Annotated in this window: 10 protein-coding genes; 8 read left to right on the top strand and 2 right to left on the bottom strand. The window is 56.3% G+C overall.

What is annotated here, in order from left to right:
• On the top strand, window positions 1-2,399 hold a 2,399-nt coding region (locus B5F19_RS17540; RefSeq protein WP_087291104.1), incomplete at its 5' end, for a hypothetical protein.
• A 154-nt stretch (window positions 2,400-2,553) separates the two neighbouring features.
• Here B5F19_RS17540 and B5F19_RS12885 read toward each other — a convergent pair.
• Window positions 2,554-5,175 (bottom strand): S-layer homology domain-containing protein, encoded by a 2,622-nt coding sequence (locus tag B5F19_RS12885; protein ID WP_087291106.1) that lies wholly within the window; start codon window positions 5,173-5,175, stop codon window positions 2,554-2,556.
• A gap of 545 nt (window positions 5,176-5,720) precedes the next feature.
• Between B5F19_RS12885 and B5F19_RS12890 the strand changes: the two genes are divergently transcribed.
• Window positions 5,721-9,578, top strand: a complete 3,858-nt coding sequence (locus B5F19_RS12890; RefSeq protein ID WP_162612579.1) for a gamma-glutamyl-gamma-aminobutyrate hydrolase family protein — start codon at window positions 5,721-5,723, stop codon at window positions 9,576-9,578.
• Window positions 9,579-9,846: 268 nt separating this feature from the next.
• Here B5F19_RS12890 and B5F19_RS12895 read toward each other — a convergent pair whose 3' ends face one another.
• A complete protein-coding gene (locus tag B5F19_RS12895; protein ID WP_087291110.1) occupies window positions 9,847-10,449 on the bottom strand; it encodes a hypothetical protein in 603 nt (200 codons plus the stop codon).
• Window positions 10,450-10,664: 215 nt separating this feature from the next.
• On the opposite strand from B5F19_RS12895, the gene B5F19_RS12900 reads away from it, so the two are divergent.
• The 6 genes from B5F19_RS12900 to B5F19_RS12920 all read left to right on the top strand — a co-directional run.
• Window positions 10,665-12,047: an undecaprenyl-phosphate glucose phosphotransferase gene (locus tag B5F19_RS12900; protein ID WP_087291112.1), complete on the top strand. Its 1,383-nt coding sequence runs from the start codon at window positions 10,665-10,667 to the stop codon at window positions 12,045-12,047.
• 17 nt (window positions 12,048-12,064) lie between these two features.
• Window positions 12,065-14,416: an O-antigen ligase family protein gene (locus tag B5F19_RS12905; protein ID WP_087291115.1), complete on the top strand. Its 2,352-nt coding sequence runs from the start codon at window positions 12,065-12,067 to the stop codon at window positions 14,414-14,416.
• A 1,149-nt stretch (window positions 14,417-15,565) separates the two neighbouring features.
• Window positions 15,566-15,826 (top strand): hypothetical protein, encoded by a 261-nt coding sequence (locus B5F19_RS18065; RefSeq protein WP_242972812.1) that lies wholly within the window; start codon window positions 15,566-15,568, stop codon window positions 15,824-15,826.
• Window positions 15,827-15,864: 38 nt separating this feature from the next.
• The gene (locus B5F19_RS17545; RefSeq protein WP_162612580.1) at window positions 15,865-16,131 is read left to right on the top strand and encodes a hypothetical protein; all 267 of its coding nucleotides are present in this window, start codon (window positions 15,865-15,867) and stop codon (window positions 16,129-16,131) included.
• A gap of 817 nt (window positions 16,132-16,948) precedes the next feature.
• Complete coding sequence (locus B5F19_RS12915; RefSeq protein ID WP_242972813.1) at window positions 16,949-23,533, top strand: Cna B-type domain-containing protein; 6,585 nt, start codon at window positions 16,949-16,951, stop codon at window positions 23,531-23,533.
• Window positions 23,534-23,799: 266 nt separating this feature from the next.
• On the top strand, window positions 23,800-24,607 hold an 808-nt coding region (locus B5F19_RS12920), incomplete at its 3' end, for a tyrosine-type recombinase/integrase (RefSeq protein WP_087291121.1).

Genomic DNA, 24,607 nt, shown 5'->3' on the forward strand with positions numbered 1-24,607 from the left:
CCTACGGCGGCGACCAGAGCGTCACCACCGCTCAGGCCGCTCTGATGCTGATGAAGGCTCTGGGCTACTTCCAGTATAACAGCGACTTCAACGGCGACTGGCAGCTGGCCACCGTCACCCAGGGCAACCGCATCAGCCTGTTCAAGAATGTTGAGTCCAATGTGCGGGACGCTATGACCCGTAACGACGTGGCCCAGCTGGTTCTGAACACCCTGGAGTCCGGCATGGTCGAGCCCAACAAGACCGGCCAGGACATCACCATCGGCGACATCACCATCACCAACGGTGTGGAGTATCAGTACGTCACCAGCACCGAGTCCTATGCTAAGGCCATTGATGATGCTAAGCCCCAGAACACCGCCACCAGCATCTCCACCGATGGCTGCATCGTGGAGCTGGGCGAGAAGCTGTATGACGGCGACCTGCGCCGCACCGAGGACACCACCGACGCCTACGGCCGTCCCGGCACCCGCTGGGTCTACAACCTGAACGAGGTTGGAACTTATTCTGATGCTCCTCTGGCCACTTACACCAACAAGGTGACCAAGGGCGATCTGTACTCCCTGGTGAGCAAGGCCCGTCTGGATGACATTGCCAGCAACCCCGCGGGTGAGAACGGCTCTTCCGATGAGTACACCTTCATGGTCTATGCTGACGGCGAGCCCGTCCATGGCGAAAACCGCCTCCGTGGCAAGGCCTTTAACGACGTTCGCAACACCTATTTCCTGAGCAACAGCTCCGCTGCCGCTGGCGAGAAGGACACCAACGCTGTGTCCGGCAAGGGCGTGGTCACTGAGGTCTATCTGGACGACGACGGCAACCTGACCCTGGTGTACATCAACACCTATCTGATGCAGGCTACCGCCGACTACAACGAGAACAAGGATACTCTGAGTGTTGATGTGCTCACCGCTCCCGCTGACTATGAGAAGGGTGCCGCCAACATCACCGTGAGCCAGCTCAACGGCGACGATTTCGACATCGACAGCTACTCCGAGGATGAGTATATTCTGTACACCGTGGCCGACGGCCAGGTGGAGGATATCTACCCCGCTCAGGTTGTGACCGGTGAGGTTACTGCCTACTCCCTGGAGGACTCCGTGACTCTGGACAGCACCAAGTACGACTACGCCGCCAAGGTCGAGGGCACCAAGGCTGACGGCAATGTGGCCGGCACTGGCTCTGTTGCTACCGAGTACCGCGTGGGCGACAACGCCGCCGTGGTTCTGGATCAGGCTGGCTATGTCCTGTACGTGGACAGCGCTGAGATCTCTCTGGGCAACTACCTGTATGTGTACAACACCGTGGCCGGTTCCGGTCTGGCCAGCAACTACATCTCCAAGGTGTACTTCACCGACGGCACCACCGCCGAGGTCACCCTGAACAAGGTTGACGGCATGTCCGGTAGCGAGATCGGCGACAAGATCGACAATGCCACCACTATCGGCGGCAAGTCCGGCGCGCTGAACGGCTGGTACTCTTACAGCGTCAACAGCAGCGATAAGTACACCCTGACCTCCGCTAAGACCGACGACGTGGTTAAGAACGTCACCAAGCTGGAAGGCGAGAAGGTTGAGTTCGTCAACGGCCTGTACGGCAACAGCAGCACTGTGCTGATCGTGGATGACGGCGACGACGTGACCGTGTACACCGGCATCAACAACTTCCCCGACATCACCGCTAAGGATGGCGCCTCTTTCGACGTCTGCTACTTCCTGGAGAAGGATTCCTCCAGCAAGACCTATGTCTCCGTGGCCTTCGTGGATGCGGACAATGACGACATCACTGTGGACGACAACACCACCGACAGCCTGCTGTACATCCTGAAGCGCGACAGCCGCTATGTGGATGATGCCGACAACGAGACCATCGAGGTTTGGAACGCCATTCTGGACGGTCAGGAGACCCAGATCAAGGCTAAGGCCGGCGAGTTCACCGCCTACAACCTGTACTCCAAGTACAGCATCGACTCCGATGGCTACTATGAGTCTCAGGAGCTGGCTGAGGACAGCACCAAGAACACCTATGAGACCGACGATCTGAGCATCTACTCCGGCGCTGCTAAGGATGCCGAGGCGACTATCTCCGTCAGCGGTGGTTCTCTGTCCATCAGCAAGAACGGCGAGAAGGTTGACCGCAACTTCATCATCACCGATGATACTAAGATCTTCGTGGTTCTGTACCCCACTGGCTCCAACACCAGCGCGGTGCGCAATGACATGATGACTGATCCCGACGCCGACTATGAGGTCATGAGCGTGACCGGCCGCCGTCTGAACAGCCTGCTGGGCGACTACTCCATCCGTGGTTCTTACACCCTGGTTCTGGAGGATGACGACAGCTCCGTTGTTGAGAGCATCTACGTCACCGTGAAGGGTGCGGTTGAGATTCCTGACTGATTTTAAGTTTGGATTCTCCGTCTGTTTAGTAAAGTGAGAACACCCCCTCGCACTTAGTGCGAGGGGGTGTTCTTACAGTTTAAAACAGCACCTCCACACGAAAGTGCGGAGGTGCTGTTGCTTTTTAGGCGTACCGAAGTTCCGGAAACTCTAATTAGTTCTTGACCTCGGTGGCGCTGGTCACGACCACGTACAGAACGGTGGCCAGGTCGGTATCGGTCACATCATCCGCATAGGTGACATAAGCCTTACCTTCCAGCTCATAGTTCTTGAACAGGTTGGCCAGAGCGCTGCCGCTGGGAGTGCGGACCTCGTAGTCAGCGTCGGCATCCTTCATGATGTCGGTGACCAGGTCGCTGTTGCCGTCGGGAGCCATGACCAGAACGATCTGAGTGTCAGACAGAGTGACATAGGTGCTGCCGTTGATGGTCAGGGTGCCGCTGCTGTAAGACAGGCTGCTCAGCTTCTCCACGACAGCCTTATCAGTGTCAGCCTCAAACTCGTCGCCGATCTCGTAGTAACCATCGGAGTCAATGCTGTAATTCTCAAAGAAGTGAACCTTCTCCTCGACCCGGTCGTTCCAATTCTCCTTAGTCTCGATAGTGGTCACCTTGCCGTCCAGGATGACAGTCCAAACCTGGACCGGATCACCGTCAACGGAGTCATGCTTAGTCTCCTCCAGCTTCAGCAGGTACAGCAGGCTGTCCTTGGTGGAGTCCTTGATGGTGGCCTTGGTGGCGTCCACATAGACCAGGGAAGCGGCTTTCTCGCCGTTGTCCTTGCTCTTCATGTAACCGATAGTAATCTTGCTGTCTTCGTTAGGAGTGATCTCAGGAACGTTAGCAATGCCAGTGTAGACGGTAATCTCGTCGTTTTTATCCTTCACCAGGAAGATAGTATCGCTGTTACCGGAAATCTTAACACCTTCGGCGAAAGTACTCTTACCATTCAGGATCTTGGTGGCCTCGGTAACCTTAGAAGTCTCAGCACCCTTCAGGCTGTACTTGTCCTTGCTGTCGATAGTGTAGGAGTACCAACCAGCTTCAAACTCGCCGGTATTCTTATCGGGGTCGACGTCAAAGTTATACTCACTGACAGCCTTATTGTTGATCTTCTTGATGGTGATCTCCTCGTTGGTGCCGTCGGAGAAGTAAGCCTTACCGTTCACGTTGCTGCTCAGGCCAGTGGTCTTGGCAACAGCGGAGACATACACGTAGTTGCCCACGGAGATGGAGGCGTCGTCCACATAGATCACGTAGCCGTAGGGGTCCAGCACGATGGAGGCGTTGTCGCCCACAACATAGGTCATATCATAGGAGCCGCTCTCTTCTTCCTTACCCTCGATGCCCGCAGCGTACTCATACTTGGTGCCGTCCAGAGTGACATAGTTGGTCTTAGAGTAGGAGGTAACCTCGCCGCTCACAACCTTGGCGGGCTCGATGGTCTGCACATCATCCTTAGCATAAGTGTAGATGATGTAATCGTTCTCAGCATAATCGGCCACATCAAACTCGTCATCCTCCAGGGAGTTAACGGTGATGGCGGGGCCAGTCAACGCAGTAACGTTCAGGTCGCCCTTGTCCTCATCATAGTCAGCGGTGGCCTGCATCACGTAGGTGTTGATGAACACCAGGGTTACAACATCGTCATCGTCGTCCACATAGACCTCGGTGACCACGCCCTTGCCGGAGATGCCGGCGGCAGCGGAGTTGTTGCGGTCAAAGTAGTCGTCAGCATTGGGAGCGTAAACAACAGTCTCGTTCTTTTCGCCTTCATTGATGACCTCTTTGCCCTGGCGCTCGCCATTATAAAACACATCCAGTTCGAAGTCGCCGTCCTTCAGGTCGTTGACCATGGAGCTGCCCAGCAGGGTGTACAGATCACCCTTGGAGGCTTTGGCAGTGTAGACCTCGACGGTATTGTCCGCGAAGGTGCCGATGTCAGTGGTCTTGTATCTCCACTGAGTGCCGGGACGGCCGAAGTCGTCCTGAGCGTTGTCGTACTTCTTCAGATCGCCGTCGTACAGCTTCTCGCCCAGCTCCACGATAGCGCCCTTGGTGCTGCTGGTGCTGGAGGCGGGGATTTCATCGGAGATCGCAGTAGCAAACTTTTCGCTGCTGGTGACGTAGTTGTACTCCACATTGTTGTTGATGACAATGTCGCCAACTGTGATGCTGCTGCCGGAAGAGGCCTCAACCATGCCGGACTCCAGAGTGTTCAGAACCATCTGGGCCACATCGTTACGGGTCATAGCCTCAGAGACAGCGGCCTCCACGTCATCGAACAGGCCGATCTTGCTGCCCTGGCTCACGGTGGACAGCTGCCAATCAGAGCCGAAGTCATTGCTGTACTGGAAGTAACCCAGAGCCTTCATCAGCATCAGAGCAGCCTGGGCGGTGGTGACGGAAGCGTCGCCGCCGTAGGTGGTGGCGCTGGTGCCGGCGGTGATGCCGTTGGTCCAGCAGGCAGCCACATAGGGCTCGGCCCAGGAGGGCACGTCGGTGAAGGGGCTGGTGCCAGCGTAGGTGGCCACGCGGTAGTCCATCAGGTTGGACATCACAACAGCCATCTCATTACGGGTGACCAGCTGGTCAGGATTGAAGTCTCCGTTCTCATCGCCCACCATGATGCCGACTTCTTCCAGAACGGAAATGGCTTCCACGTTATCCTCGGTGGAAACATCCGCATAGGAAGCAGCGCTGGTGCCCACGACCATCAGACCGGTGATCATGGCGGCAGTCATGCCCAGGCTGAGAACCCGCTTCAGGTTTCTCATTGGAATTCCTCCTTAAACTAGTTTGGCTCCCACGCCTTATTCAGCTGGGGGAACCATATCTTTATTTGGGATAACCCCCAGAACCAGAAATCTGAGCAAGGGAATTTCTGCAAGGGGAGTTCTACCAAACTGTCTCGGGAGATATACTTGAATTTTTACTCGAGAAAATTCAAAAATGATGAATTTATATTCATGGAGAAAAAATTTTTTTGGCTGCTGTCAAGAAAAAATTAAGTTTTATACTTGTGCAGTGAGATAAAACGTGCTATGATGAATCAAAAGAAATTGTGAAGTTGGATGAAAATTGTGCTGAATAGACCGGAAGGATGAATCTGCAAAGGGGACAAAAGATTGGGGCTGAATTGTCCTTGCTGCATTTTCATAAGCAATGTCCAAAAAACTGACTAGAAAAGGGGAGTGTAAAACCAATGAAGAAACGGTTCCTTGCATCCGCAACAGCATTCGCATTGATTCTATCGTTGCTGCCTGTGGCATCGCTGGGTGCGGAGGCTCCGCCTGCGGAGAATTCCAGTGTTGCGACGACAGTGGAAGATGCGATTCTGTATCCATCGGAAGAATCTGGAAGCCTAGACTACAATGTAGTCTACACCTCCAAATATGATTCGGAGGTGAAAATCCTTGACAGCTCCAATTCCGGATTTGACATTGACACAGTGGAAGATCTGAAAACAGTGATGGGAGTGGCCGACGCACCCAAAGTCCAGTTGGGGACGTCGACTGGTCTTCGCACCCTCGAGTATGCGGTAACAGCAAACCTGGGGTTTGACGAGGACGGGGACATTGCGCAGATCGAGATTACCGATGTGAACGAGCGCCCCATCGTGGGTATTTCCTGGAAAAAAGATAATATTGGTAGCGATTACCAGGGGTTTGCCGAGGCTTTCGAGCGCAATGGCGCCTACGCCGTGTATCTGCCCCAGGTACACAATGCCGATGAGGCTCGGGAAGTTCTGAGTCAGATCGATGGTATCTTTATGACCGGCGGCGAGGACTGGAATCCTGACCTCTATGATCAGGAGCAGACCCCTCATGGCTCCAGCGGTTGGAACGACGCCCGGGACACCTCGGACATTCACCTGATGCAGCAGGCCATCGAGATGGATGTACCTCTGCTGGCTGTCTGCCGGGGTGAGCAGGGCTTCAACGTGGCCATGGGCGGCGGTCTGATTCAGGATGTGCCCTACTACCTGGGTCAGAAAGTCCTGAGCGGTGAGATCACTGCTGACCGCGTGACGGGTATTCTCTCTGGTTCTGTCCCCAGTGATCTGACCGGCTATGAGGCCATGGATGATGCGCTGAAGGTCCCTGTGGAGGACACCGGCTATCAGAAGTGGAACAGTGAAACTAAGGAATTTGAAGCCTACGAATGTGGGGAAGATGCGCATCTGCGTGTTTACATTGATGGCTTGATTCACAGCCGCGGTACCGGTTACCATGAACTGGCTGGCGGTGCTGGCAACGAAGGAATCGCCATCAGCAAGGAATCCAAGTGGTTGTACGATATTCTTGGCACAGATACCCTGGAGTGGGTTGCTACTGCTCACCACCAGGCGGTGGACCCGAAAAATTTGGGTGGCGGCCTGACCATCGTGGCCACGTCCTCCGACGGCATCGTGGAGGCCATTGAGCACCAGAGCAGCCTGTTTGCGTTGGCTCTCCAGTGGCACCCGGAGCGGGATGCTCTGGAGGATACCCGCGGTACAGACGTAGACCAGAACCAGTGCAATGCTTTGCTGGGCGCTCTGGTAGAGTACGCGGGAATTTACGACGATCAGACGAAAACAGAACTCACCTTTACCTATCCGGATGGGATTGTCCAAAATGAGGTAACGGTGGAGTTGTACAGCGGCTTCCCCACCTCTGCCAGCAGCACGCTGGATACAATGATCAGCCGCGGTTATTTACAGGAGATTCTGCCCAATGAGGACGGCAGCTACACTATCAACAAGGCCGGTACTTACAGCTACCACATCTCCGGCGACGGCTACTATAATATCCTGAAGATCTTCAACGTGACCGACGAAGATATTGCGGCGGGCACAATGACCGTGGAGGTCACCGGCGGCAAGCTGGGCACCAACGAAGATGCGTTCGGCGACGGCTATCAGCCTACCGTGAAGCCCAGCCATGCTCCCGATACCTATGTGATGGATGCCCGGGACAACATGCTGTGCATCTGGCCCGACGAGATCTTGGACCAGCGCTTCTCCGTTGAGGGTACCACTCATGAAGCGAACAGCTACACCACCCCCGCCTTCGACGGCACCGACGCCGCCCATGAGTTTACCACGCAGGACGAGATGGTAGCGTACATGAAGGAAATGGATGCCCAGAGTGACGACATGTACCTGTATTCGGCCGGAACCACCCCCAACTACAAATTCGACATCCCTCTGGCCATCTTCACCGAGACGGCGATCCCCGAGGACGCCACCCTGGAGGAAGCTGCCGATCTGGTCAACGCCAACGGCAAGACCACTGTGTGGTATCAGTCGCAGATCCATCCCAACGAGCCCGCCGCTGGTGAGGGCGCTCTGGTGGTAGTGACCGATCTGGTCACCGATCCGGAGACCGCAGCTCTGTTGGACGATATCAACATTGTTGTGGTGCCTCGAATCAATCCGGACGGTTCCTATCTGTTCAGCCGTGCGACTTATGACGGTTTCGACATGAACCGGGACCATATGTCCCTGAAGGCTGCTGAGCTGGCCCAGCTCCACACCGCCTACCGTCTGTTCATGGCGGAAGTGGTGGTGGATACCCACGAGTTCACCTTCTACGGGGCCAACACTGCGGGCTACATGAACAACGCGGACGACATCCAGACCACCCCCGCCACCAGCCTGAACAACAATGCGGCCGTAACCGAATTTGCTCTGGATATGTGCGGCTACACCTTTGAGCAGTTGGATGAAGCCGGGCTGCGCGTGTACCACTACGGCCAGACGGCGAACAACCCCATTGGCCGGGCTTACTTCGGCCTGTATGACTGCCTGTCCTTCCTGGTAGAGACCCGCGGCATCGGCGCAGGCAAGACCAATTTCGAGCGCCGCGTATTCTCTCAGGAGACTGCCGTTCTCTCTTATCTGACCTATGCGGCGGAGCACTCTGAGGAGATCAAGGAACTGGTGGCCGACGCCCGCGAGGAGACCATCGCCAACGGCGCGGTCTATGGTGAGGAAGACGACATCCTGGCTCTGTATCAGACCGCTTCCGGTGCTGTTCAGACCGAATATGCTGGTACTCGTGTGCAGTACAACATGGACGGTACGGAGTACAGCTCTTCCACCAACACTCTGGCGCTGTATGACACCATCGTTCGCGGACGTACTCGTCCCACCGCTTATGTGATCCCCGCCGATCTGGAGAATATCGACAAGATCCTGTACATTCTGGACAATCAGGGTGCGGAGTACTACCGTCTCTCTGACGGCTCCAGAGCCACTTTGGAGCAGTACTACTATGTCGGTCCTTATGAGGAGCGCGGTATTGAGGCCGGCCTGCGGGACGCCGAGCGGGTACGTTTCTCCAACGGCGCCTATGTGATCCCCATGGACCAGGTAGCCGGCAACGTGATTGCCATGCTGATGGAGCCCGACGTCACCGACTCCAACGGCTATGACGGAAGCCTCTACCAGTACGGCGTCATCGACTATGACGAGGAGACCATGAACTTCCCCATCTACCGCTATACCGGCGACAATCCGCGGGAGACTCTGGTCAGCAATTCCAGCTCCGGCGGTGGTTCCAGCGGTGGCGGTTCCAGTTCCGGCAACAACGGCAGCCAGACCGAGGAGCCCGATGAGCCCAGCGGCACGCAGGACGAGACCGTCTTCTCCGACGTGTCTTCCAGCGCCTGGTACGCCGAGGCGGTGAACTATGTGTATGAGAACGGCCTGATGACCGGTATCTCCTCCACCCAGTTTGCGCCTAACAACACGCTGACCCGTGCTATGGTGGTACAGACTCTGTACGCGATGGCGAACAAGCCCGCGGTGAGCGGCTCCGAGAACTTTACGGATGTGTCCTCTGGTGATTGGTTTGCCGACGCGGTGACTTGGGCTTCCGCCAACGGGATCGTGAGCGGCTACAACGCCACCCAGTTTGCTCCCAACGATCCGCTGACTCGGGAGCAGCTGGCGCTGATCCTGTACGGTTATGCCCAGATGAGGGGCTATAACACCACTCAGAGCGGCACGTCGATTCAGGAGTTCACGGACTATGGTTCCATTTCCGCTTGGGCCCTGGAGGCTATGGACTGGGCGGTGAACGCCGGTCTGCTTTCCGGGAAGGGCAATGGCGTGCTGGATCCCACCGGCACGGCCACCCGTGCGGAGGTTGCGCAGATTCTGATGAACTTTTCTGAAACTGTGGTAGGATAACAAAAATTCCCCTGAACAATAAAATAAAGCCCCAATAAAGAAGCCGCGGTTCAACTTGAACCGCGGCTTCTGTTTTTCGAAAAACCTGCGCAGAATGAAAACCGGCTGAGTTAGGGCGGGGGAGCCCGAGGGGGAGCCGCCCGCCTCGAATTGGATCAAATGCCCCGGAAGCATTGCTGTGCAAGGATTCCGGCGAGCGAAGCGTGGACTTTTGCGCCGCTGCGCGGCGCAAGGTAACGGCATTTTTGCATGGAATACAGCACGCCGGTCACCGGATTGCCAGATAGCGGTACTTCCTTCCGGCCTCATTGGTAGCGATGTACCGGTAAGAGGAGGAACTCATCTGAACTCTCTGAACGTATACGGTGAAGCCGGAGTTGGTGAGTGTAATAACATTGGCGTTGATATCGCCGTAGTTGGTATCCAGGAAAACGACCAGATTGCTGCCGGCCCAGGCCATGCCGCCGTAATACCGGCCGCTACCGGAGTCCATGCCGCCAGTCTCGCTCATAACCAGGACTGCCTTGGGTTTAAATCCCAAATTGATGGTCTGGGAGACGCTTGTGTAGGAGCTGTCTGAGTCGTACTCTCCGTTTCCGGTGTAAGTGCCAAATACGAGCTGGGGAATTTGAGCAGAGACAGCGCTCAGGGCGGAGGCCTCCGCCTTTCCGGCTACCTCGCCGGACAGCGCTGACACAGTGGCGGAAAGTTCCGCCAAATCGGACGCGCTCCCCTTCAGAAGAAGGTTCTGGTCCAAGGTGTGCAGCGCGGTGTCGATGGCGGTAAAGTTCTGGTTGAATTCCACACGCTGCACCGCGTCGGTGGAAATCCATTGGTTCAGGTGATAGTGGGGCGTCTGTGTGCTGGCCATAAAATACAACCTCCTTTAAAACGCGCATAACAGCGCTCTACTTTCGGTGAAAATGGAAGAAATGTTGCTGAAATATATACATCCAAGGGGAAACAGGGGAGGCAGAAATTTGACAAGGGTTTCTTTCGTTGGTATAATAAGGCGCTAAGAGAGGAATTTTGTACATAACATGCTCCGGCAGAGACCGGCCGGAATTTAAGGTGGGATGACCGGACATGATTCAGGAAAATCAGCGGCTCTTGAACCGGCTGAATGTGGCTATTGACGGCTTGCTTGTATTTCTGTCGTTTTTAGCGGGCTATTGGCTGCGTTTTTATGTGCTGCCTGGCGGGGTGTCTGTGATGCCCTTTCAGGCATATGCTGTGGTGGCGGCGGCGCTGATTCCTCTGCATTTATTGACCTTCAGTATCATGGGGCTGTATGAGTCTCACCGCAGTGTTCGCCTCTACCAGGAGCTGGGGCGGATGTTTTGGGCCAACACCCTGGATTTCGTACTGTTGCAGATGGGCTTCTTCCTGATGAAGGATATCCATTTCTCGCGTCTGGCCCTGGGGCTGTTTTTCGTTCTGGTGAACGGAAGCTTGGGAGTGAAGCGGATCGTTCTGCGGAAATCACTCCATCGTGTCCGTGTTTTGGGATATAACGCGAAAAAAGTGTTGATTGTTGGGAGCGGCACGGCGGCCCGGGACTATCTGCGGGAGGTGCGAGGAAGCCCGGAGCTTGGTTTTCAGATTCTAGGCTATGTGGCTGACGAGAAAAATTGGCGGGAAGTACCCCGCCTGGGCGGTTTTTCCAGGCTGCGGGAACTGCTGGAGGAATACAGGCCGGACGAGGTTGTGGCTGGTTTGGACATAGAGGAGTATACGTCCATGCCCCGGGTGATTCAGGCTTGTGAGGCCAGTGGAGTTAAACTCTCCATGATCCCGTTTTACGCCCAGTATATGCCGGCTCATCCCCAATTTGATTCCATCAATGGCCTGCCGATTATCAACTTACGGCGGATTCCCCTGGACAATCTGGGGAATGCTTTTTTAAAGCGAACCATGGACGTGGTGGGGGCTCTGGTTCTGATCGTGCTCACCTCTCCGGTGATGCTGTTTGCGGCGATAGGCGTTAAACTCAGTTCACCGGGGCCAGTGATTTTCAAGCAGAAGCGGGTAGGGCTGAATAAGCGGGAATTTTATATGTACAAATTCCGTTCCATGCGGGTAAACAGCCGGTCGGACAGCGCATGGAGCACAAACTCCGACGACCGAAAGACTGCATTCGGAGCGTTCATCCGAAAGTTCTCCATTGACGAGCTGCCGCAGTTTTTCAACGTACTCAAGGGAGATATGAGCCTGGTGGGACCAAGGCCGGAGATTCCGCACTTTGTGGAACAGTTCAAAGATGAGGTCCCCCTTTATATGGTCAAGCACCAGGTGCGGCCCGGGATCACGGGCTGGGCTCAGGTAAACGGTTTGAGGGGAGACACTTCCATCAAGGCGCGTATCCAGCACGACATTTTCTATATTGAGAATTGGACTCTGCTGCTGGACGTGAAGATCCTGCTGATGACCCTTTGGAAGGGAATCGTAAATAAAGAAAAACTGCACTGATCCGGAGGAAGGTTAACATGTCGAAGAAAACTCGTAAGCCGGTGCCGGCCGCTGCTGTGCGTCCGCGAAAAGAATTGGTCTGGTTGACGGTAGGCGCTCTGGCGGCGTTCTTGCTGCTGTGTCTGACGAATTCGAACAATATTAAGGTGGTGGCCGCGCTGACTGCTCTGGCCACCATTGCGGCGCTGCTGGCTGGGGGGGACCGTCTGAGGGGGCGCCTGACCTGGGTTGCGGGGGCCGTTGCCCTGTGGGTGCTGATGGATGGGATATCCACGTTATACGCTGTGTCGGGCAAGTTTGCTCTGTATGAATTTTTAAAAGTACTGATTTCATTTGGCGTATTTGTGCTGATCCTGGCCCTCTCCAAAGAGAATGGGCAGGAGACGGGGCGCCGGGCGGCCATGCTCCTGGAGGGCTGTACCGCGTTTGCCGGGCTGTTCAGTATCGACCTGATCTCCACCAGGATACTCAGCGGAGCGGTCCAGGCGTTTTTGGAGATGTTTACCACCGCCTACTCCCAGTTGACCGGCGTGGAGGCTGGGGTGCGTATGACCTCCTTTTTTGACAACCCCAATATCTTTGCCGGCTGTGTGGGAATCGGTGTGCTGATTTCTCTGGGAATGGCTGTGTCCGCGCAGAGAGAGGGGGAGCGCCGGTTCCATCTGGTGTGTCTGGCGCTGAACGCGCTCTCCTTTGTCTTGGCGTTCAGTATGGGCGCCACGGGCATGATCGCTCTGGCGTTTGTGATCTACCTGATTTTAGAGCGCTCCTCCCGCCGCGCCTCTCTGCTGATCCTGATGCTGGAGACGCTGATTTTAACGGTGGCGGCGGTATTTCCGGTGTATATGACCGCTTTTGATGCGTGGGACGGTATCCAGCCGGTTCCCCTGATCTGCGCGGCGGCGGAGGCCGCCCTGCTGATTGTGGCGGACCGCTTTATTGGACAAAAGCTGTCGCAACGCCTGGCCGCCCATGGCCGCGCGGTGTTTGGACTGATTGCGGCGGTGCTGGCTCTGGCGGCGCTGTATGTGGCGCTGGCAATGAACGTGACCGGCGGGGTGACCTTGGAGGCCGGGGAGGGGCTGCGGCGCTCCGCCTATCCGGACCCCGGGACCTATACCCTTCAGGTGGAGTCTACCGGCGGTCTGTCCGTGACCATCGAGAGCCAGAACCGCCAGGATACCATGATGCACACCAGCACGGTACTTTACCGGGGAGACGCGCAGGGAGCTCAGTTCACGGTGCCGGAGGACAGCTTGGTCCTCTACTTCAATTTCTCCTCCTCGGAGGGAACGGAATTCGACTCCGCGACCTACCAGGGGGATGCCGGGAGCGGTTCCATCAAACTGGGGTATAAGCTCCTGCCCGGCTTTATGGCCAACCGTCTCCAAGGTCTGTTCGCCAACCAGAACGCCATTCAGCGTGTGGTGTTCTTTGAGGACGGCATGAAGCTCTTTCAGCGCTCGCCAATCGTGGGCCTTGGCATGGGAGCCTTTGAGAACGGCTACGCCAGCGTCCAGTCCTTCTACTACACCACCCGGTATGTCCACAACCACTATATCCAGTCTCTGATTGAGACAGGCGTGGTGGGACTGATTCTGTTTTTGGGTGTGCTGCTCGTTTCGGCGGCGGCTGTTTGGAAGAGCCTGCGCCGGGAGGAGTCTCACCCGCTGACCCCCGCCTTAGGGGCCTGCCTTGTGTTCATGGCGGGCCACGCGGCTGTGGAGGTCGTGTTTTCCAGCAACTTCTACCTGCCGCTGGCTTTTGCGGCCTTTGCGCTGATCAGCGTGTGCTGCGGCGGGACGCTGCCCCTGCTGCCCGGCCGGGTGAGAATCCAGACCTGGGCGCCGCGGGTTTGCGCCATCCTGGTGGCGGTCTATACCTGCCTGCTGGGAGGAAACATGATCGCCCAGAATCTCTTCCAGACCCCCACCTACGGCAATATGGCTTTTGCGGCTCAGCTGGACCGGTTTGAGTGGAGCGACTATCTCGTCTCTTATGTGTACAACGCGGCCAGCGATGACAGCGCCTCGGATGAGATCAAGGCGAATATGGAGCGGTACGCTCAGCGTCTGGAACAGGTGGACTCCAACATCATCCCCTATTACCTGGCGGAGTCCTACTTTAATTTGGGGCGGACCGAGGACGCCTTCCGGATGCTGGAGAAGTATGTGACCTATGTGTCCTCCGATCCCCAGACCTGGGAGGACGCGTTCCTGCTGATTATGTCCAATGTGGAGGAGAGCGACACGTTCCGGACCGGGGTTGCCCGAATTTACCAGCTTCTGGAGGAGTGGAACGAGGAAAATATGGGGACCATCGAGCTCAATTCCACCATTATGACATTTATTGACGTCATGACCCGGTAAGCCGCGCTTGCCGCCCGGCTTACGGGGGCAGATGAGAGCAGCTTGTCAAAAAACCGCTGTTGAGTAGAACTCGCCTCGGTTTTGGCGGGGGAGCGCGAGGGGGCGGCAGCCCGCCTCGAGTGGGATCGAATGCCCTGAATACCTTGCACAGCAAGGCGTTCAGCGAGCGCGGCGAGGACTTTTGCGCCGCTGCGGGGCGCAAAAGTAACGGCATTTTTGCAGGCTGTCGGAAAAGTCCTTGGACTTTTTTGACAGCCTGAGAACCGGACCTTCTTTTTAGAAGGTCCGGTTTTTTTATAAGGCGGTGCAGACGCGCGGATATGCTGCCGGGCGGACTATTGCGCCTGGAAAATGCTCCGTTTGCTCATGCAGATTGCGGCTCTGCAAAATTTTGGCGTATCTGGAATTTCGAATTACCATTCGAAAATATAAATATGTCTTGAACTTTTTTGGGGCGGTTGGAGGGGAACGGAGGAAAAGCCTTGATCCACAGAGGAAAGCAGTGCGGAAAACATGAAAAACCGGAGGATTTTTCCTCAAAAGGGAGGCGTTTCTTTTCCGTGTTAAAATTCCATAAGTCCCTTGCGCATCTGGGGGAAGCGTGCTAAAATACAGATGTCGTATTCTATGCGCTGGAGTTTTGCGGCATAAAAAACGACAAATTATCAATTTTGCCGAATTTACATGTGAGGCAAGACGGCGGAAAGGAGGGATAGTCCATGCGGGAGGATCAGGCGCTCCGACCGGACATGCCGGAGTTGCGGAATGCCGCGGCGGACCGCGCGTGTGTGAAGATTACGCGCGGGCTGATCGAGGAGTACATCAACGGGCTGCGCAGGAAGCAGCATCCTTTTGACTCGAGAAAAACCTACCGGCGGGCATTGCAGCTGTTCTGCGACAGCCTTCCGGAGAGTATGGAGGTCGATGGGAGCACGCTGCTCCGGTGGCGGAAGGAGCTTTTGGAGAAGGGCTACGCGGCCCGCACCATCAACGTGAGCGTATCAGTGGTAAACAGTTTCCTCAACTGGCTGGGCCATCGGGAATTTCAGCTGACGGACCGGCTGGAGCTGGAGGAAAGCGAACCATCTGACATCACGCGGGCAGAGTACCTTCGGCTGCTGCGCGCGGCGCGGGAGGAGAAGCGGTCCCTTGTTTCTGACAAGGAACGGCGATCCCGTCGGCCGGACCGCCGTCACCGGTGCGATTCGAAAGCTGTGTCCGGAGGCCGGAGTGCCGGAGGAGCGGGGCAACCCCCGCAGCCTGCGGCGGCTCTATCAAAACACCAGCCGCGAGATATACTGCAATCTGGAGCGGCTGGCGGAGCAGGCGATCAACACACTGTTGGAGACGGAACAGCTTTCCATCGGCTGGAGGGTGGAAGGAGTGAATGCCCCATCTGAAATGTCTTAGCATGAAACCATAGAATTTAAGGTAAAGGAGGAAAGAACATGAGGCGAAAATGGAAACGTGCGCTGAGTCTCTTATGCACGTTGGCCATGATTGCGGGGATGCTGCCCGTCAGCTCGCTGGCCGCGGCTGGACCTGAAACAGCTGTATCCGGCGGCATCAACGGGTATGCGGCTGCCATGCAGGCGGACGAGGTTACCAGCGACGGCTGGCGAACTGCGTTCAAGGCAGATGCTATTGATGGCGCTCAGCAGATTGACGGTACCAGCCGCAGCTCCCGCCCTCAACGGCAAGATCTGGACGGATAAGTCGGTGTCCATTGGGGACAACAACGACTTTGACGTGACCTTCTCCGCGTTGGGGCAGACGTACGCATCTCGGGAGATGATCATCAATAACGTTGCCTTCGATGTTATGTTTGTACTGGACATGTCTGCATCCATGACAAACTATGATAGTTCTAAAGGAAGAGATGCTGTAAGTGCTATCAATACGGCAATGAAAGCGTTTCTAGAAGGGGAAGGAAACGAGAAGAACCGTGTTGGAATTACCACATTTTCGGAGTCTGCAAGCCTGACGCTTCCCTTGGGTCACTATACTTCATCTGCATCAGATGGTGACTACTTGCAGTACGATGAGGGAGGATGGGGTGATAACCCAGGATTTTCACTGACGATTCAAGGCCGTAATGGGACTGTCAGTTTTACTGGAGGGACTTATACTCAGAGCGGTATTGCCACCGGCGCAAATGCGTTAATCAGTGGAATGAATTCTGTGATGGATGATACGGAGCATATTCCGGTGCTGATTCTTATTACAGACGGTGTTCCCACATTTTACTCTGATACCTATTGGAACCCCACTGGGGAGAATCAAAAGGGAAACGGCATGACGAGTTCCGATAGTGGTGATACTCATGGTTACTATACGGTAAAATCTGCTGTTTATTTCAAGGAGCAGATTGCAAGTAACTTCAGAACTCACTATCCATCTTCTGATCAGAACCCCAAATTTTACACCATTGGACAAGATTTGAGCGGTATCTATGAGGAAACCCTTCTGAATCCTACGAGCAATAATGTTCAGAGTGCATGGAATAGTAATCGTTATTCAAAAGCATATGACTTGGCCCATGAGTTATTTGCTAATAACTGGGAGATCGATGATAGTTTCAGCTATGCAGATGGCTCCTATACCGGTGAGATGGACGAACAACGTTTGCAAGAGATCATGGACGAGATCCGCAACGACCTCGGTGACCTCGGCGTAAACACCGACGTGGGCGAATCCACCGGTGAGCGCAACCGCATCACCTACTTTGAGACCCTGGGCGAAGGGGTGCAGTTTACCGGCAAGATGACCCTCACCGTTCCGAAGTACAAGATCGTTGAAAACGAGATTCAGTCTCTGCCTTCTGCTCAGTATACTTTAACGGCATACAAGGAGGATGGAACTGAGCTGAACCCCGCAGACGGCCCCGCATATCTGGCCAGCGGCGGTGTGGTGACCTTCCGCGATGACAATCACCAGGAGGAACTGGCCAATCTGAGCATCACCGTCCGCCAGCTTTCGGACGGCATGCGGCAGATGCAGGTGGACATTCCCCCTGAGCTGATGGCCTACAATGTGTTCATCACCAAGTCGGAGAGCGGCGGGACCGTGTACGACTATTATGAGGCCACCCAGCCTCTCCAGCTCACCTACGGCGTGAAGATGCGCGCGGATGTGGAGACGGCCGGAAGCTACCTGGTCAGCGCTCCCACCCGGTCCTATGTGCATTTCATCCCCTCCTCCGCCCAGACGGTGGAAGGTACCTATGACATGCCGTACTACTGGCCCGGCGGGCAGTTTGCGAACGACCAGGCTCAGGTCGATAAGAACGAGACCGGCGTGGCCGGCGCGTCCGACTACGTCACCGCCGCCACCAAGGGCAACAATAACGACGTGTACATCTACCTGGGCAACAACGGCCTGTACCAGCTGACCGGCAAGACCATGACCCTGACCGTTAACTGGAGCGATACCAACAACCAGGACGGCCTGCGGCCCAGCGACTTGAAGGTCCAGCTGTATGCGGACCCCACTGGTGGTACTGGCGTTGATAGCTTACGGAAGATTGGCAGCGCCGTGACCCTGCCCGCCGCCAACAGCGAGAACGGCAATTCCCTGACCTATACCTTTGAAAATTTGAAGGTCTATCTGGAGGAAACGACCGTCGCCAAGTACTATGTGGCGTTCCTGGGCGCGGACGGTCAGCCGCTCACCTTCACGGCGACAGATCATACTGCTCCCTTTACGGACTACACCTATGCCATCGGAAACGAGGGTGCAGACCAGAAGGAGAACTACTTCCTCTTTGACGGGTATGCAGATGACGAAACTGCCGCAACCGGTAGTTTGGTGCTGAACCTCACGCATAAGCTCGCTACTGTGGATTACACGGTAACGAAGGTGTGGAAAGAAGGGACCGGCGCCTCCGCAACCATGCAGCTGCTGGCGGACGGCGTTGCGGCGACAGAGGACCAGCTGGGAGAGCAGGATGGTACCGTTACCCTGACGGGGAGTGAAACCGAACCGTGGACCCACACTTGGGAAGATTTGCCCAAGTACAGCAACGGCCACGAGATCGTCTACCGTGCGGCGGAAACGAACTATGTGGGCGGCGGCGGTATCTATTACCAGACCTCCTACCAGTTTGGTACTAATTCTGCGACTGTCACCAATACCGCTCAGAACGCGGAAGCGGCCCGGATGAATTTCACGGCCCGCGTGGTCTGGAATGACGCCAACAACCAGGACGGCGTCCGGCCCGAGAGCGTCACCCTGAAGCTGGTGGCGAAGGTGGACGGTGCGGATGTGTCCGAGGATACCGTGTTTACCGATTTCAGTGAGTGGACCAAGACGGTTGCATCCAGTGATAGCAACTGGACCACTGTCTGGGAAAACCTGCCCCGGTTCACCACTGGTAATGAGCAGATCACCTACTCTATCGTAGAGGTAAATGCTGAAGGCGGTGAAATCACTCAGGGTAATTCGTTGGACGACAACTACACCGTCGATGCGTACAATGCGTTTGGCGACGGCTACATGACCGTCACCAACACCCACACCCCGGTCACTGTGAATATTACCATCGACAAGGACTGGGAGGACAACAACGACCAGGACGGCATCCGGCCCGACAGCGTCACCGGCAGCCTGTACCAGGCGGAAGGCGACAGCTATGTCAAGGTGCAGGACTTCGTGATTAACGGAGAAAGCTGGTCTGCCACCATCAACGGTCTGCCTCAGAAGGCGGGTGGACAGGAGATTGCCTACTACGTCTCTGAAAACGCGGTCGCTGAATATGAGTTGACCGCTTCTGGCAGCAGCGTGACGGTCGATGACAGTAAAGCCGCCTATCCTGTTATCAATGAGTCTGTCACCCTGACCAACACCCACACCCCCGGCACGGTGGAGTACACGGTTACCCTGACCTGGGATGACAACGATAACGCCGCCGGTAAGCGGCCCGGCACTGTGACCGTGAACTTGGGTAATGAGGAAATCGTTCTCACCGTTTCTGGCGGACAGATTGTTCCTCCTGAAGAAGGGCGGTATGAGTTTGTCACAGATGGAAACGGTGGCGGGACCTTGACAATTAAGGACCTGCCCGAGTTTGAGGACGGCAAACAGCAGACCTATCAGGGCTCTGTGGACGACATTACCAACTACGACGAAACCATTACCGCGTTCGGGCCGAACAGCGTCAGCTACAAGCTGTCCTACACCGGTTCCACCTCCTACAACAGCCTCGGATTCACCAAGTATTGGAAGGGTGACTTCGAGGGGGGTTCTGACTACTATGGCTACGACATGCGGCCCAGCACCAGCGAGTATGCCCAGTATCTGACGTTGAGCGTTGTCAACGGTGAGCCTGTGACTGCTACCCCCACGATTACGGAGGACCAGTACGGTAACTACATCGTCACCTATTCCGGCCTGCCCATGTACAGCGGCGGTCAGGCCATTCAGTACCAGGTTATTGAGCGCAACGTGCCGAACTTCACGACAGAGAATTTCACGGTTGCGTTGACTGAAAATAACGCTGAACGACTGACCAACACCTTCACGCTGGTCGATCCAGACGAGCCCGGTGGCGGCAACACCTACGGCCAAATCACCGTTACCAAGGTGTGGAACGACGCGGACGCCCCGGAAGACAGCCGCCCGACTGATACATCTGTCGAAAAGAATGTTCTGGGCATTATGCTCTACCGGGAAGGCACCACGGTCAATGGCATTAAGCCTACTAGCATTTCTGTGAATGGCGACACCTGGACCTACACCTGGGACGCCGGAACCGTCCTCAAGACCGACAAGGATGGAAGAAGCACCATTGACTATGTCGCCTATGAGAATACGGCTCCCAGCAACTACACCGCCACCACCCAGTCCGCCAATGTGACGAAGGATGGCAGTGTGGTAAGCGACGCCCGGATCGTCAACGCCTACTCCGGTACAGCCGCCACAGGCACGCTGACCATTGCCAAGACCTGGGCGGGCGACGAGCAGTACACCGACAAGCGTCCCGACAGCCTGACCTTCATCGTCACGGGTACCTTTGAGGGCTCTGGTGATGCCACTCAGATCACCCGCACCGCCACGATGAGCAAGGACAAGAATTGGGCGAGCGCTACGGTTGAGGGCCTGCCTCTGACCGTCAACGGCCAGCCGGTCACCTACACCGTGGAAGAGAGCAACATCCCGGCCGGGTATGCGGCAACGTATAGTGGCGAAGTGGATCTCAGCAGCGGAAGCAACACCATTACCGTCACCAACACCTACTCTCCCGATACCTGGACGCTGACCTACCACGCCAACGGCGGCGCCAATGCCCCTGTGGATAACACAGCATACAGCAAGACCAACGCTGAGGCTATCGTGCTTGGCCAGAGCGGCATGACCTACAAAGGCTATACCTTCCTGGGCTGGGCCGAGGACATTTACGGCGTGGTCACCAATGCGGAGGATGCGCCGGCGACGATGTATCAAGAGGACAGTACCTACACTTTGAGCGGGAACGCCACCCTGTACGCGGTCTGGGCAGTGGACGCCAATGACGACGGCACGCCCGACTACGATCAGAAGCAGATTACCGTCAATGTGGTCTGGGATGACGACAGCAACCGCTGCGGCATCCGTCCCAACAGCATCGACTTTACCCTCAAGGGTCAGGAGTACGCGATCGACTTGGCGGATGCCTCCGGCGTTCTGATCACCACCAGCAACGGCAACACCCAGTGGATCTATACGGTTCCTGTGCTGTTTGACCAGGACGAGGAATTCACTGATAGCGACCTGACGGACGTCACTGTGAATCACAAGGCGCACGCCGACGTGAACGACACCGAGGGTTATACCCACAGCGTGTCTTTCGCGGACAAGGCTTACACCATCACTCTGACCCATGATCCTGAGGAGATCAGTCACAGTGTGACTAAAAATTGGGACTTCGGCGCTGCTGGATTCACTGTCGGCGAAGCTACCATTCACCTGTTGGGCAACGGTAAGGATGTTGCCGGAGCGGAAGATATTACGTTTGTTCCCAACGGTAACAAGAATCTGAGCTGGGAAAATCTGCCCAAGTACGAGGGCGGCAAGCTGATCACCTACCACGCGGTGGAAACCAAGGTGGTGGATGACAACGGCAATGACGTAACCGGTCATTTCCAGGTCACTTATGACTGGGATGATGAGAATGGTACGACCACCATCACCAACACCTACTCTGAGCTGCGGAACATCACCCTCCTGTATACCTGGGACGATGACAACAACGCCACCGGCGAGCGGCCTGACAGCGTGAAGGTGGAGCTGTACTACACCACCCGCCAGGATACCCGCGCTCCTGTGGAAGCGGTCCCCACCGGAATCACTGCAACAATCAGTGAGGCTGGGAATTGGAGTACCACCTGGTATGACCTGCCTGTGTACGATCCTGAAACCGGGCTGCTGCGGGAGTATGAGGCCCATGTGATTGCCTACACCGTGGACGGACAGGAACACCCGGTCAACCTGGACGAGAGCGATTCCGCTCTGGGTTACGCCGGCTACACCTTCGATGTGGCGTCCTTCGGACAGGACAGCGTGTTTGTGATGAACAGCGCGCTGGATAACAACACCGCCTCCTTCACGATGAACAAGGTATGGCAGGACGCGGACAACGCCTACAACACCCGTCCCGACGCGATTTTGGTGAATCTGCTCCAGAATGGAAGCGTCTATTCCACTGCGAGACTGGATACCACGCTTGCGATTTGGACCTATACTTGGGAGAAGCTGCCCGAGCTGGATAACAACGGCGTGAAGTACGTCTACACGGTGGCGGAGATCCCGGTTCCCGGCTACACGGCCAGCGTGGAAGGCGGTACGATCACCAACCAGCTGGACGCCCTTGATCCCGGCGATCCCACTCAGTTGACCGTGACCTATGTGTACAACAACGGCCAGGCCAACGCCAGCGAGACCGTGAACTTCGGCAATACCGCCAACGGCGTTGCAGATCCCACTTGGGAGGGCCACGCCTTCAAGGGCTGGTATACCGACAACGGCTCCTTCGCAAATGCCTATGACTTTACCATCCCGGTCACCGAAAATATCACTCTGTATGCCAAGTGGGTGTCCACCCACGACGGTGTGGAGGATCTGGATGACCACCACTTCATCACCTTCGTTTATGAGCACGCCAGCGCCACCGACGCCAACGGCACTGCCATCGACACCAGCGAGACCAAGATTCAGGTGGAATGCGGCAGCGACTATGTCTTTAACGCGGCGGCGGACAGCGGGTACATCCTGAACGTCCCCACGTATAACGGCTCGGCCACTCTGGCTGCCAACGGAGGCAACAAATTTACCCTGAGCAACATCACCAGCGACATCACCGTGACCATCACGGCCACTCGCCAGAGCACTGGCGGCGGCGGAGGCGGCGGCGGAGGCGGCGGAGGCGGAAACTCCTCCTCTGAGCCCGAGCTGAACAAGGAAGACCACATCGCCTATGTCTCTGGCTACCCCGACGGAACCGTGAAGCCCAACAATCTCATCACCCGTGAGGAAGTGGCTACCATCTTCTTCCGTCTGCTCACCGATGAGTCCCGCGCGGACTACATCACCGAGTACAATCCCTACCCCGACGTGGCGTCGGACCGCTGGTCCTTCTACGCCATCACCACGCTGACCAACGGCGGTATCATGACCGGCCGGAATGACGGCACCTTTGACCCGGGTGCTTACATCACCCGCGGCGAGTTTGCCGTCGTGGCGGCTCAGTTCTCTGACGCCCAGTACTCCGGTCCCGATCAGTTCAGCGACATCTCCAGCCATTGGGCCCGTTCCTACATCAACCGCGCCGCCTATGAGGGCTGGACCACCGGTTATCCGGACGGGACCTATGGACCCGACCAGTACATCACCCGTGCCGAGGTTATGGCTCTGCTGAACGAAGTTCTGGAGCGCAGCCCCAACGCTGAGTATATGCTGGACGACATGAAGGTGTGGCCGGACAACCCGGAGACCGCCTGGTTCTACGCGGACGTGCAGGAAGCCACCAACAGCCACTCCTACGAGGAGCGGACGGAGGCCGATCTGGACGAGCACTGGACCGACATCACCACCATGCGTACCTATGACGAGATGGTGCGCGATGCGTTCAACGCCGCGAACTGAGGGTACAGACCCAGGCCGTTCTGGAGGCAGGTTTGTTTCTGGAAGGCCGAACAGAGGGGCCCGTCTTTTCAAAAGACGGGCCCCTTTTGTGATGGAAAGAATTAAAAAGGCCGCTGGACTTTTCCCACAGCCTTTGGACGGCTTTCTTTGGAAGCCGTCCGTTTTTTATGCGATTTAGAAGATTGCGCATGTATCATCTGGCGGTTTGCGTGGCATATCATATAATGGACCTACCTACTATTTGAGCGAATCGAGGAATGTACGATATGGAACAGCACATCATCAAAAAAGGCCACCTTGAGAAGTTTATGCGTGCGCTGCGGGTCCAGGAGCGCAGCCCGGGGACAATTGAAAAATACCGGCGGGACGTCGGAAATTTTGCTGGGTGGCTGAACGGAGCGGAAGTCACCCGTGAGCGGACTGCGGCTTGGCGGGACGACCTGCTGAAGCAGGGCTATGCTCCGGCGACAGTCAACTCCATGGTGGCGGCGGTCAATCAATTCCTTTCGCATCTCGGCTGGGAGGCGCACCGGGTCAGGGCGTTGAAGGTCCAGCGCCGCCTGTTCCGGGATGACCGGCGGGAGCTCACCCGGGAGGAATATGGGCGGCTGGTTACCGCTGCCCACGGCCTGGGCCGGGAACGGCTGGCCCTGCTGCTGGAGACCATCTGCGCCACCGGGATCCGGGTGAGCGAGGTGAAGTATATTACTGTGGAGGCGGTACAGGCTGGGCGGGCGGAAATCGCGTTAAAGGGTAAGCTGCGGACGATTCTCCTGCCGGGAAAATTGTGCCGGAAGCTGAAAAAGTACGCCAAAGCGCAAAAAACCGCCTCCGGCGAGATTTTTCTCACCAGAAGCGGAAAGAGTCTGTCCAGGAAACAGATCTGGGCGGAGATGAAGCGGCTGTGCAGAAAGGCGGGGGTAGCGCCCAGCAAGGTGTTTCCCCACAACCTGCGGCACCTGTTCGCCCGGACCTTTTACCGGGTCTGCCGGGATATCGTCAAGCTGGCGGATGTGTTGGGCCATTCCAGCGTTGAAACCACCCGTATCTATCTCATTTCCACCGGCGCGGAGC

The sequence above is a fragment of the Pseudoflavonifractor sp. An184 genome, assembly GCF_002160305.1.
GTDB lineage: Bacteria > Bacillota > Clostridia > Oscillospirales > Oscillospiraceae > Lawsonibacter > Lawsonibacter pullicola.